At 71.3% G+C, this 11,904-nt stretch carries 9 protein-coding genes; 2 read left to right on the forward strand and 7 right to left on the reverse strand.

Translation table 11 applies throughout. The annotated features are described in order from the left end of the window. Positions 1 to 181 precede the first annotated feature (181 nt). Positions 182 to 1,033, forward strand: a complete 852-nt coding sequence (locus ACWDRB_RS57400) for an AfsR/SARP family transcriptional regulator (RefSeq protein WP_449909698.1) — start codon at positions 182 to 184, stop codon at positions 1,031 to 1,033. Here the strand turns inward: ACWDRB_RS57400 and ACWDRB_RS57405 are convergent. The 5 genes from ACWDRB_RS57405 to ACWDRB_RS57425 form a co-directional block, all read right to left on the reverse strand. After that, complete coding sequence (locus ACWDRB_RS57405) at positions 1,017 to 3,107, reverse strand: prolyl oligopeptidase family serine peptidase (RefSeq protein WP_449909701.1); 2,091 nt, start codon at positions 3,105 to 3,107, stop codon at positions 1,017 to 1,019. The two genes, ACWDRB_RS57400 and ACWDRB_RS57405, sit on opposite strands and share 17 nt — an antisense overlap. Further along, positions 3,104 to 4,390: an MFS transporter gene (locus tag ACWDRB_RS57410; RefSeq protein WP_449909704.1), complete on the reverse strand. Its 1,287-nt coding sequence runs from the start codon at positions 4,388 to 4,390 to the stop codon at positions 3,104 to 3,106. Before ACWDRB_RS57410 ends, ACWDRB_RS57405 begins: the two co-directional genes overlap by 4 nt. Positions 4,391 to 4,566: 176 nt before the next feature. Next, positions 4,567 to 4,665 carry a class III lanthipeptide gene (locus ACWDRB_RS57415; RefSeq protein WP_350730711.1) on the reverse strand — a complete coding sequence of 33 codons (99 nt, stop codon included), beginning with the start codon at positions 4,663 to 4,665 and terminating at the stop codon, positions 4,567 to 4,569. Between the two features lie 77 nt (positions 4,666 to 4,742). Further along, entirely contained in the window at positions 4,743 to 7,301 is a 2,559-nt protein-coding gene (gene lanKC, locus ACWDRB_RS57420) for a class III lanthionine synthetase LanKC (RefSeq protein WP_449909707.1), read from the reverse strand. Between the two features lie 174 nt (positions 7,302 to 7,475). Beyond that, entirely contained in the window at positions 7,476 to 7,922 is a 447-nt protein-coding gene (locus ACWDRB_RS57425) for a MarR family winged helix-turn-helix transcriptional regulator (RefSeq protein WP_449909710.1), read from the reverse strand. A gap of 142 nt (positions 7,923 to 8,064) precedes the next feature. Between ACWDRB_RS57425 and ACWDRB_RS57430 the strand changes: the two genes are divergently transcribed. Then, a complete protein-coding gene (locus ACWDRB_RS57430; protein ID WP_449909713.1) occupies positions 8,065 to 9,468 on the forward strand; it encodes an FAD-binding oxidoreductase in 1,404 nt (467 codons plus the stop codon). Positions 9,469 to 9,483: 15 nt separating this feature from the next. Here the strand turns inward: ACWDRB_RS57430 and ACWDRB_RS57435 are convergent, their stop codons facing one another. Continuing rightward, positions 9,484 to 10,914 (reverse strand): MFS transporter, encoded by a 1,431-nt coding sequence (locus tag ACWDRB_RS57435; RefSeq protein WP_449909716.1) that lies wholly within the window; start codon positions 10,912 to 10,914, stop codon positions 9,484 to 9,486. Between the two features lie 23 nt (positions 10,915 to 10,937). Continuing rightward, the gene (locus ACWDRB_RS57440; protein WP_449909719.1) at positions 10,938 to 11,837 is read right to left on the reverse strand and encodes a GNAT family N-acetyltransferase; all 900 of its coding nucleotides are present in this window, start codon (positions 11,835 to 11,837) and stop codon (positions 10,938 to 10,940) included. Positions 11,838 to 11,904 lie beyond the last annotated feature (67 nt).

Below are 11,904 nucleotides of genomic sequence, written 5' to 3' on the forward strand. Positions count from 1 at the left end.
CCGACCGGGTGTGACGCGGAGGAACGCCGAGGAACGCGGAGGAACGCGATGGAACGCCGGACCTGTAGGGAGTCAGGTCGGTGGACCGGGGGTGGCTCCCGGCGATCCCCGGTGTGACCGCTGTCCGCGGTGTTCGCCGCCGTCTGACGCGCTCATCAGAACCAGTCATCGGAGGGTGTCCATGGTGTTGTACCGTCCGTTCGACCAGCCTGGTGGTCACCAGGCCGGCCCTTCGACGATCAAGATGCTCGGCCCGCTCGACGTCCGGCGTGGGGGTCGCCCCCTCGTGCTGCCCCCGCGGCGCAGGAGCCTGCTGGCGCTGCTGGCGTTCAGCCCGGGCAGGGTCGTGACCGCCGAACAGCTGGTGGACGGTTTATGGGGCGAGGATGCTCCGCCCACGGCCTTACGCACGCTGCACGCTCACATCGCCAAGCTGGGCGCGGACCTGTCCCGGCATCGCGGCGAGCGGCCCATCCGGCGGCAGGCCCCCGGATACCTGCTGCGCGCGGACGCGGTGGACGTCGATGGGGAACGGTTCGAGGAGTCGGTGACGACGGGGCTGCGGTTCTCGGCGCAGGGGCGGTTCGCCGAAGCGTCGCGGAGTCTGCGCGCGGGGCTGGCGCTGTGGCGCGGGAATGTGGTGTCGGACTGCCAGGTGCACGGTTGGGCTCTGGCCGAGATCGGCTATCTGGATGGGCTTCGGCTCCAGGCGTACGAGGGGGAGTTCGCCGCGAGCCTGGCGGCGGGCGTCACGGACACGGCGGTCGGCCGTCTGGAGCGTCTGGTGGGCGAGCATCCGCTGCGTGAGCGGCTGTGGGAGCTGCTCATCGTGGCGTTGCGGACGGCCGGCCGCCCCGGGGACGCGCTCGGCGCCTATCACCGGGCTCGCCGCACTTTGATCGACGAGCTTGGCATCGAGCCAGGGGAGGGGTTGCGACACGTCGAGGCGGGCGTGCTGCGAGGCGTCACCGACCCCCGGATGCTGCTCCGCCTGTCGTCAGGCCCGCCGGTGGCGATCACCGACTGCGCATGAGGCCGGTCTCCACGGCGAGGAAGGCGAGCGCGTCGGCGCCCACGGCCACCCCCTTGCGGCGGGACCGGGGTTGGTGGCCGAGGCCGCCGGCGACGTGGAAGAGGACCGTGCCCGGTCCGGTGCCGGCGTGCTGCAGGGCGGCGGCCATCTTGCGCGCGTGCATGTGATCGACCCGCGTGTCGTGCTCGAACACCACGAACATGCACGACGGGTACGTCTCGCCCGGGACGACGTGATGGTAGGGCGAGTACGCCATCAGCCAGTCGAGCTCGGCGGGCACGTCCACGCTGCCGTACTCGAAGCGCCAGGCCGGTCCCATCCCGAAGCGCTCGTAACGCGCCATGTCGGCCAGCGGCGCGATGCAGACGGCGGCGCGGTACAGCTCACGGCGCTGGGTCACGGCGACCGCCGCCAGCAGGCCGGCGTTGCTGGCCCCGATCACGCCGAGCCGGTCACCGCTCGTCCAGCCCCGGTCGATCAGCCACTCGGCTGCCGCGTGGAAGTCGTCGAAGGCGTTCTGCCTGTGCCCCCGCATGCCGGCACGGTGCCAGGCCGCTCCCTGCTCGCCCCCGCCCCGCACGCACGCGACGGCGAACACACCGCCTGCCTCCACCCAGGCCAGGGCGCTCGGCTCGAAGGACGGCGTCACGGCCGCGCCGAAGCCGCCGTAGGCGGTGAGCAGCGCCGGCCGGACACGATCCGGCCCGGACGCGCAGCTCGCCGGCGCCATCACGAAGATCCGGACCTCGGTGCCGTCCGCCGAGACATAGCTTTCCCGCCGCGTGGTGATCGTCGCCTGGGACGTCGTACGCCGGTCGGCGCCGGTTCGCGCCGCAGGTCCGGCGTACCGCAGGACGGTGGGCGCCGTCGTGTAGTCGGTGTAGGTGAACCAGGCGGTGGCGGGTGCGCCGGGCCGTACGGAGACCTCGCGCACCGTCCCGGCGCCCGGCAGCGCGACGCGGTCCAGGCACCGGCTGGACCGGCCGTCCCAGACCGTGACCTCCGACGCCGCGTCGCGTGTGCGCACCACGAACAGCCGGGGCGCGGCCGTCCCGTCGTCCTCCAGCAGGGAGAATCCGGAGATCGCCGCGGCAGGGTCCTCCGGCACCACGTCCCTCCAGGATCGGCCGTCCCACTTCGCGGCCGTCGTTCCCAGGTTGCGGGCGGCCATGGCGCGGACGCGGCCCCGCGGTGCCGCGCCGGTGGTGTGCAGGTAGATCTCGCCGGATCGGCTCACCCGCGCGAAGCCGAGCGCCCCCGGGGCGAGCGGGATCGGCAGGAACCGCGGTTCGTCGGGCGGCGAGACGGTCAGGTCCGCGAGGTGCAGCGTGTTCCACGGGGCCGTGCCGACCCTGGCGGACACCACGAGCCAGCGCCCGTGGTACAGCGCGACCCGATGGCTCGTCCCGGCGTCGCCGCCCAGGCCGAAGACCGGCGTGTCCTTCCGGGCGTCGCGGCCCACCCGATGCAGCCACACGCTCCGTACGGCCCCCGGAGACTCGTCGAGACCGCGCCTGACGTAGAAGAACGCGGACTCGTCGGGCAGCCACGCGACGGTCGGGTACCGGACGCCGCCGATCGGCCCGTCGACGATCTCGCCCGAGACGAGGTCGGCGACGAGCAGCACGCCCTGCTCGGTGCCGTCCCGCGACACCTGGCAGGCCAGCAGGCGGCCGGTCGAAGAGAGAGACCAGGAGTCGAGCGTGGCGCCGGCGCTTCCCGGCCCGCCGAGGCGTGCCGGATCGAACACGACGCGCTCGCCGCCGTCGTCCCTGCAGTACAGCGCGGCGTGTTCCTGTCCGGGGCGGCGGCTGAGGAAGTACGCCCGAGTCCCGCGCCAGACCGGTGCGGAGTCCGTCCCCGGTGTCATCAGCCGGTCGAGCCGGTCGGCGAAGAACGGCCGGGGCCTGGACGACCTGAGATACTCCTCCGTCAGCTCGTGCTGCGCCCGCAGCCAGCGCCGGCTCTCCGCGCCGTCACCCTCCAGCCAGCGGTACGGGTCCGGGATCACCCGTCCGTGCACGACGTCGGAGTCCTCGCCCCGGCGGGCCGGCGGGTAGGCCCGCGCGCTCATGCGGGCCTTTCGGCGTCGCCGCCCTCGGCGACCGGAACGGCGGCCGCCGCCGCGTGAGCGTGGTCCGGCGTGCGGTCGTCGCCCGCCCGCATGACCCGCAACACCGGAAGCAGGAGCAGCATGCTGACGGCCGACACCCCGCAGGCGACCCACAAGGTGGGGACGATCCCCGCCTGCTGCCCCAGAGCCCCGCCGATGAGCGCCCCCGCGAAGGCGCCGGCCGCGGTGAGCAGTTGCACGCTGACCGACAGCCGCCCCAGGACCTCTTCGGGAATCCGGATCGTGACGAAGCCGAGCAGCCCGACGTTCGCGATCGCGCCGAACAGGTACGGGAGCCCGATGCCCAGGCCCGCCGTGATCGCCGCCACGAGCACGGGCCCGCCCGCCAGCGGTAGCGCCACGGTGCCGATCGCGCCGCCGATCAGGCCCACCATCGTGAGCCGTTCGGTGTTCAGCCGCCGCGAGAGCAGCTCGCTGAGGAACGTCCCCGTCACCCCGGCGACGCCGAGGAGCACGAACAGCAGGCCGTACCACTGCGCCGGGACGTGCAGGACCTTCAACACGTACGGCGCGATCAGCGCGAGGGTCATCCCCATGACGAGCTGCTGGCCCACGAGGAAGGGGACGAGCGCGCGCAGGAAAGGCTGCCCCCACAGTGACCTGAACCCGGCGCCGAGCTCGTGGGCGAAGGAGCGTTCCTGCCGCGCCTGCTGGGCCGGCCGCTCCGGTGTCCTGATCAGAGCGGTGGTGCCCGCGCTGATCAGGCGCGAGACCGTGTCCACCAGGAAGGGGACGACGGGGCCGAGCGCCGCCGCCGGGCCGGCCAGCGCCCTGCCGAGCGTCCCGCCGACGTACTCGCCGCGGTTGAGCCGGGCCCTGGCCTTGACGATGTCGCCGGTGCCCACGATGGTCTTGAGGTAGACCAGGTACAGGGTCTCCACCATCACGCCGACCGTGCCGATCACGAACACCAGCGCGCCCAGCGCCCAGATGCTGAGCCTGCCGGTGAGCATCGACACGATGGTCAGGCCGAGGGCCACGGCGACCGTGAGGTCGCACGCGATGAGCACCCGCCGCCGGGAGCTCAGCCGGTCGACCAGGCTGCTGATGAACAACCCGAGGAGCGGTAGGGGAAGGCTCCCCGCCGCGACCAGGAAACCCGTCTCCGCGGGTGAGGCGCCAAGATATTGCACCGCCACCAGGGGGACCGCGATCACCGTGAACACCGAGCCGAAAGCCGAGGCGACCTGGCCGCCCTGGAAGAGCCGGAAATCTCGTGTCATGCCATTCTCCGAAGTTTCAGGCCGGCCGGCGAGTGTGGGCGGCAGACCGGTGCGAACGCTGGGAACGCGGGACCGGGAAGCAAGACGGCCGGCATCCGCTGGTCTCGGTGCCGGCCGCTCGCGTTCGGCGCGGCGTCAGATCGGACGCCCCGCGTTCATCCGCCTCGATGGCGGCATCAGTTGGTGTTGTTGCAGTTGAACAGGCTCAGCGTGCTCCAGGGAGCATCCTCCGCAAGCTCGACGTCAAGCTCCTGAAGGGCCAGAACTTCCGACATGGGTCACACACCTCCTTCCTTCTCTCGACACCTTCTCCGGCCGGCGGTCGCCGGCCGGGAGCTCAGGGTGGGGCAGGTCAGTCCAGCAGCAGGAAATGGCCGGCTGGACGGTTCAGCACCCGGTGCAGGGCCAGCAGGACGCCCGCCCCGCCGCTCCAGAGCTCCCCGCTGAACCGCAGCGAGCCCTCGCCGAGGAAACGCACGCCTCGCCGGCCGCCGACGGCGTACTTGACGAGGCCGGTGGCGACGTCGAGCGCGGCGTCCGCCGAGCGTGGATCGTCCATGAGCTCCGCGTGGTCCGCCAGCGCGAACGCCAGGCCCGCCAGGCCGCAGTACAGCCCGGGGAAGGCGCAGCAGTTCTTGCGGACGTCGCTGAGGACACGTGGCAGCGCCGTCGTGATCCGGGCGTCGCCGAAGTCGTCCGGGCCCGCCGCGTACCGGCTCAACGCCAGCGTGACCCCCGCCGAGCCGCTGAACAGGTAGGGCAGGCCGCGATGGGTCTGGTCGCTGTCGCTGAAGGAGAGCGCGCCGTCCGGTAGTTCGATGGCCAGGTCGAGCTCCTCGTGCAGCAGGCGCCTGCCGGCGTGCGCGTAGCGGTCGTTCCCGGTCACCGCGCTCAGCCGGTGCAGGAAGAGGGCGATGCCCGCGCGGCCGTGCAGCAGCCCGCGAGCGTTGCCCGGCCCCAGAGTGGGACGCAGGTCGCCGGCGCGGACGATGGCCTCGCCCGCCGTCACCGCCAGGTCCAGGAAGCGCGCCTGATCGGTGCCGCGGTGCATGCGCAGGGCGGCCATGCCGACGCCGGCCCGCCCCTCGCCGAGGGTCGTCGCCGTCTCCAGGATCGAGTGGCGGGCAGCGTGCGCGAGCACGTCACCGGCCTCGTCGAGCAGGCCGAGGTCGGCGAGGACCCAGGCGACGCCGGCCGTCCCGGTGTGCAGGCCCGGCGGGAGGTCGCCCGCGTGGTCCACCGCCCGGGCGCGAAGGCGCTCGGCCAGCCCGGCAGGGATCGCGGAGCCCGTGACGTGCAAGGCGTGCAGGATGCCGGCCAGGCCGTAGGCGACGCAGAGCAGATTCGTCTCGAATCCCCGTGGCACGGTGGGGAAGTTCCGGTCGAGCTGTTCGGCGTCGATCATGTCCGTGAGCCCCAGCCGGACCTCGTCGGCGAACCGGTTGAGACTCTCGCGTGGCCGTTCGTCGAGCTCCCCGGGAGCGGGCAGCGAGCCGGTCCGCGCCGTGTCCCGCTCGTCGTGAAAGCGTGTCGCACGTTGCCACAACGCGGCGGGGACGGGAGCGTGCTTGCCGACGTCCCGGCGCAGCCAGCGCAGATTGCCGGGGCTGCGCTGGACCACCGCGTGCATCGGCATGACCAGCAGCAGCGCGATGGCGGAAAGCCCGTACTCGTCCCAGGCGAACGGGCCGGACAGGGGGAAGCCGGCCGGCGGCGCGTAGCCGTCCGCCCCCATGGGGATGAGAGGGGCGTCGCGGTGGGTGCACGACTCGAAGTCGACCAGCCTGACGCCGTCGGGGGTCACCATCACGTTGCGCGGGTTGAGGTCGCCGAAGCGGAACCCGGCTCCGTGGAGCCGGGCGAGCGCCTGGTCCAGCTCGGCGAGCACCCTCTCGCATTCGCCGTAGTAGGCGTCGAAGTCGGCCGATGTCCTGCCGGCCTGGATCAGCGGCGAGTGCAGCGCCGCCCACGTGTGCAGCGGTGTTCCGGCGACGAACTCCGTCACCAGGAACTCGTGCTCCCACTCCTGGAAGTAGTCGAGCGGCTGCGGGCAGGCGTCCGGCGCGGCCTGGTACAACTCGGTGAGCACGCGGTGCTCCCGGCGCAGCCGTTCGACGGCCGTGCTGCGATCCCAGTACAGGCCGTTGTGCGCGCGTGCCTCCTTGATGAACACGGTGCGGCCCGTCCGGGTGTCCTTGGCCTCGTAGGCGCCACCGGCGTTGCTGGGCTGGAGGACCTGCACGATCTCGTAGCCGTGGATCACCGGCGGGCCGTTGCGCGGCCGCCCGGCCGGCTTCGCGAAGGGGTCGCCGATACCTGGGGGCAGCGTGAAGGAGACGCCTCTGGAATCGGTGACGTCGCGGCCGTAGCCGTCGCGTACCAGGCTCTCCCTGCCGCCATCCGCCCGCAGCCCGCCGCGCGCCTCGAACGCGCCGTAGCGGTAGTACACCGTGCGCGAGTCGCGGAAACGGCGGTCGGACAGGACGTAGGGCCCCTCCTCCCCGGCGAGTTCGCCGGCCAGCCGTTCCATCAGGCGCAGGGCGCTCCGCTCGTCGGGGTACAGGGCGCAGAACTTGCCGGCCTGCGGCCTCGGTCCGTGCTTGTGGTGCATGAACAGGAAGAACACCTCGGCCGACAGGTGCTTGAAGGCCACCCGCTCCGCGTGGCAGGCGCGGGCGACCGCGTCCAGTACGAGGTCGGCGCGTTCGAGGCGGGCGGAGACGTGCACCTTCCACCCCTGGTCCGGCGTGACCACGTCGGGATGGGTCCACCTGGTCCACACGTCATGCGTGGCGGAGGTCCAGCCGTCGGAGACGGACCTGGGGGCGAAACGCCTCCCTGGGTCCGGCAGCCAGGACAGCGGCGCGTAGAACTCAGGATCCGCCTGCGCGTAACTGTAGAAGCCGAGCATTGGTATGTCCCCGTTTCACTGACCCGACCGGTACGTCGCTGGTTCTTTGGTATCCGGGGGGTGTTGCCGGGCCGTTGCCACGCAGGTGGAGGCGGTTGGGGACACTGGCAGGGGCACCAGGGCCGCTGCCGGCCGCGCGGGAAACCGCCGTGAGCCGCAGGGGTGGGAACGGCCTCAGCCGTGATGCTCGACGAGGCGGGTGAGCAGGTCGATCAGGTTCTGCCGGTCGGCCGGGGGGAGCGGGGAGAGGAACTCGTCCTGGGCGGCGGCGAGCAGCCGGTCGAGGTGGGTGAGTTGGCTTCGGCCTGCCGCGGTGATGGTGATGATGTTGCGACGGCGGTCGTCCGGGTCGGGTGCGCGCTCGAGGAGTTGCCGTTCGGCGAGGTCGTTGACGGTCGCCACCATGTCGCTACGGTCGATGCCGGTACGGCGGCCGAGGGCGGCCTGGCTGGCCGGGCCGTACTCCTCCAGCGCGGCGAGCAGGGCGTAGTGGTAGCGCCGAAGGCCTGCTTGGCCGAGCGCCTGGTCCACGATCCGGTTGGCGGTCTGCGCCGCATGGTTGGTCAGCCTGCTCGGCAGCGTACGCAGCCGCTGTGGCGGCGGCCCCTCTGGCGTGTCCACGGGGACAATCTAGCAAATTGTTGGCCGCACCCACGATTAGGTGTACTGTTGGCCGCACCAACGTTGGTCTAACCAACATTCTCGTCGCTGTGGGCCTTCGAGAAGGCGCACAACTGACATGCTGGAAAGGCGGATAACTGACATGCCGACGACGAATTCCGCAGTGGTGAGCCTGGACGCGTCGATCCGGGGGCGCACGCTCTATCCCGGTGACGAGGGCTTTGAGGAGGCCTGCTCCGGCTGGTTGCTGACGGTCGAGCACCGGCCCGCGGCTGTCGTGGTCGCCGCCGACGCCGATGACGTGGCCGCCGCCGTCCGGTTCGCGGCCGAGGCAGGACGCCCGGTCGCGGTGCAGTCGACCGGGCACGGTAAGTCGGTGCCCGCGGATGGAGCCGTGTTCATCGCCACCGGGGAGCTGCGCGAGCTGTCGGTGGACCCGCGTGCCGGCACCGCGAGGATCGGAGCCGGGTTGCGGTGGGGTGAGGTGCTCACCGCGGCGGCCGAGCACGATCTCGCGCCGCTGTGCGGCTCCTCCGGCCAGGTCGGGGTGATGGGCTATCTGACCGGCGGCGGGCTCCCGCTGGCCGGCCGTACGTACGGCTTCGCCGCCGACTACGTCCGCTCGCTCGACATCGTCACCGCCGACGGCCTGCTCCGCACCGTCTCACCGACCCAGGAGCCCGACCTGTTCTGGGCGGTACGGGGTGGCAAGAGCAACTTCGGCGTCGTGGTCGCGGCCGAGATCGAGCTGCTGCCGCTGCGTACCGTCTACGGTGGTGAGCTCCACTACCCGGTCGAGGATCGCAGGCGCGCCGCCCACGTGCTCGGCTCCTACCTGGCCTGGGCCAAGGAGCAGCCGGAGGAGATGTCGTCCTCTGTGACGTTGCTGCGCTTTCCTGACGTGCCGCAGTTGCCCGAGGAGTTCCGTGGCCGTTCGTTCGTGCAGGTCCGCGTGGTCCACATGGGGGACGAGGAGCAGGGTGCGCGGCTGGTGGAGCCGTTGCGCGCGCTCGGCCCGGAGAAGGACACCTGCGGCGCCAGGCCGTACACGCAGATCACCGAGATCTACCAGGACCCCAAGAACCCGGTCATGGCGCACCTGCGCAGCGCGTTGTTGCACGAACTGGACGACGAGGCCGTGGAGGAGCTGGTCTCGTTCATCGATCCGTCGAAGCCCGGGGGCCCGTTTCCCGGCATCGAGCTACGTCACCTGGGCGGGGCGCTGAACCGGCCGCCCGGCCGCCCGCACGCGGTCAGCACCCAGGGTGCGGCCTTCCACCTGTGGATGCGGATGCCGGCTCCGGCCGAGCAGGCCGACGCGGTGCGCAAGGCCGCCGACGAGGCGCTGGAGCGGTTGCGGCGGTGGGACACCGGCGCCGCGCTTCCGGGATTCCTGTTCGACCACGACTCGGCTCCCGAGCGGGTCAGGCGGGCCTACACCGAGGCGGACTACCGGCGGCTGGCCGCGCTGAAGGCGACGTACGACCCGGACCAGCTTTTCCGGATCAACCACAACATCCCGCCGTCGAGCGCCTCGACGGACTGATCGGCCGTACATCGATCACGAGGTCGGCGCCGCGGTGAGCGGCGTCGCGATGGCCTCCAGGCCCTTGCGCTCGGCCTTGACCCCGAACAGCAGCTCGACCAGCCCCGCCACGATCATCACGATGCCGCCGATGGAGAACGCGAGCGCCGTGTCCCCGGGCACCCCGGTCTCGACAAGGGAGGCGAAGACCAGCGGGCCGGCGATGCCACCGGCGGCGGTGCCGATCGCGAAGAAGAACGCGATGGCCAGGGCCCTGGTCTCCATGGGGAAGATCTCGCTGACGGTCAGGTACGCCGAACTGGCCCCGGCCGAGGCCACGAAGAGCACCACGGACCAGCACGCGGTCAGCGTCACGGCGTTCAGCAGGCCCTGGTCGAACAGCCAGGCCGTGCCCAGCAGGAGCAGCCCGGACCCGATGTACGTGGCCGAGATCATCGGGATCCGGCCCACGGTGTCGAAGAGGCGGCCGAGCAGGAGCGGGCCGAGGAAGTTCCCGACCGCGATGACGGCGAAGTAGTAGCCGGCATTCGTGTCGATCTTGAAGAAGGTGGCCAGGATCTGCGCGTACCCGAAGGTGATCGCGTTGTAGAGGAACGCCTGGCCGATGAAGAGCGACAGGCCGAGGATCGTACGTTGGGGATAGAGCGCCACCATCGTGTGGGCGATCCGGACGAAACCGATGGACTTGCGCTGGTGCACGGTCACCGACTCCTTCGGCTCCGGCAGGTCGGCGCCGATCTGCCGCTCGATGCCGCCGACGATCTCCTCGGCCTCCTTCTCCTTGCCGTGGATGAACAGCCAGCGCGGGCTCTCGGGTACGTGCCGCCGTACCAGCAGGATCGCCAGGCCCAGCACCACGCCCAGGCCGAACGCGACGCGCCAGCCGATGTTCACCGGCAGGCCGCTCAGCAGCGGCACGGTCAGCAACGCGCCACCGGCGGCGCCGAGCCAGTAGCTGCCGTTGATGATGATGTCGATGCGCCCCCGGTGATGGCTCGGGATGAGCTCGTCGATGGCGGAGTTGATGGCCGCGTACTCGCCGCCGATCCCGAACCCCGTCATGAACCTGAACAGGAAGAACCACCACGCGTGGAAGGAGAACGCGGTCATCAGGGTCGCCGCCAGATAGACGACCAGCGTGATGAGGAAGAGCTTCTTCCTGCCGAACCTGTCGGTCAGCCAGCCGAAGAACAGCGCACCCGAGCAGGCGCCCGCGACGTAAAGGGCCGCGGCCAGGCCCGCGACCTGCGCCTGAGTGATCTCCAGGCCGCTGCCCGGCTTGGCGAGCTGCCCTGAGAGGTTGCCCACGATGGTGACCTCGAGCCCGTCGAGTATCCAGACGGTGCCGAGCCCTATGACGATCATCCAGTGCCAGCGGGACCAGGGGAGCCGATCAAGGCGCGCGGGCACTTTGGTGGTTATGGTGCCGGTCTCCACGTCGCTCATAAGCTTTTGTGGCTACCCGCGTTCTAGCCAGGTAGGCTTCCTGGCCGATCATGTGGCTGGGCGTCCCGGTATTTGTCCCGGATCTCGGGGAGTTGCCGGAATCCGGCTGACCGATAGGTGGCGACGGCGCCGACATTGGAGCTCGGGGTGCAGACGATCGCGCTCGACGAGCCCAGCTCCTGGAGCGCGGCGGCCGCGGCGACGGTGACCGCCTTGCCGTAGCCGTGACCGCGATGCTCCCGGTGTACACCCATCGGCTCGAGCAATCCGGGCTTGCCCGGTCCGGCCGACCACACCGTCACCGCCGCCACCGCGTTGCCCCGGTCGTCGTACGCGACCAGGCACCGGGCGTCGGCGTACGGCGATCCGGCCGCCATCGCGTGCCAGCGCTCGTCCGTGAACGTCGACCCGCCGAACGATGCCCGCTGTACGGCGGACCGCACATGCGCCTGCTCCGGCCCGATCACCTCGATCCGCACCCCTGGATCCTTCACCGGCTCCGTGAGGTCGCGGCGCAGCGGTGTCCACGGCTCGTCGACGGTCCAGCCGTTCTCGGACAGCAGATCCTGGACCAGCGCGCTCATGGGCGCTTCGACGTTCACCTTCCCCTCGATCAGCACGCCGCGCTCCGGCTCGGTCACGTCCTCGACCAGCCGCTGCGCCAGTTCCTCGTCCCGCTGGGCGTCCGGCGCGATCGTCAGCCGCAACAGGTCGGGCTGGTCCAGCAGCCCGATGGCGAGAATCCGGCCGTCCCGGCTCCACGTACGGACCGCCGCGGCCGTCGCCTCCGCGCCGAACCGCCAGAACCAGCCCAGGTCCCCCGGATGCAGTTGCATCGGCGCCCCTTCGTGCTGCCACTCCCGCAGCACGCCCACGACCTCGCTCAGCCCGCCGACTCCCGGCTCACCCAACACCATCGCCATGACCCCGATCACACTCCATCGCACCGGCACTCCGCACCCGGTTTTCGGCCGGTCGGCGTGCGGCCTC

It is taken from the genome of Nonomuraea sp. NPDC003707, from assembly GCF_053587055.1.

Excerpts from the sequence above, each read along its gene's own strand:
- ACWDRB_RS57400 (WP_449909698.1), top strand. The coding sequence starts at position 182 with ATGGTGTTGTACCGTCCGTTCGACCAGCCTGGTGGTCACCAGGCCGGC.
- ACWDRB_RS57435 (WP_449909716.1), bottom strand. The coding sequence starts at position 10,914 with ATGAGCGACGTGGAGACCGGCACCATAACCACCAAAGTGCCCGCGCGC.
- lanKC (WP_449909707.1), bottom strand. The coding sequence starts at position 7,301 with ATGCTCGGCTTCTACAGTTACGCGCAGGCGGATCCTGAGTTCTACGCG.
- ACWDRB_RS57405 (WP_449909701.1), bottom strand. The coding sequence starts at position 3,107 with ATGAGCGCGCGGGCCTACCCGCCGGCCCGCCGGGGCGAGGACTCCGAC.
- ACWDRB_RS57430 (WP_449909713.1), top strand. The coding sequence starts at position 8,065 with ATGCCGACGACGAATTCCGCAGTGGTGAGCCTGGACGCGTCGATCCGG.
- ACWDRB_RS57440 (WP_449909719.1), bottom strand. The coding sequence starts at position 11,837 with ATGGCGATGGTGTTGGGTGAGCCGGGAGTCGGCGGGCTGAGCGAGGTC.
- ACWDRB_RS57415 (WP_350730711.1), bottom strand. The coding sequence starts at position 4,665 with ATGTCGGAAGTTCTGGCCCTTCAGGAGCTTGACGTCGAGCTTGCGGAG.
- ACWDRB_RS57410 (WP_449909704.1), bottom strand. The coding sequence starts at position 4,390 with ATGACACGAGATTTCCGGCTCTTCCAGGGCGGCCAGGTCGCCTCGGCT.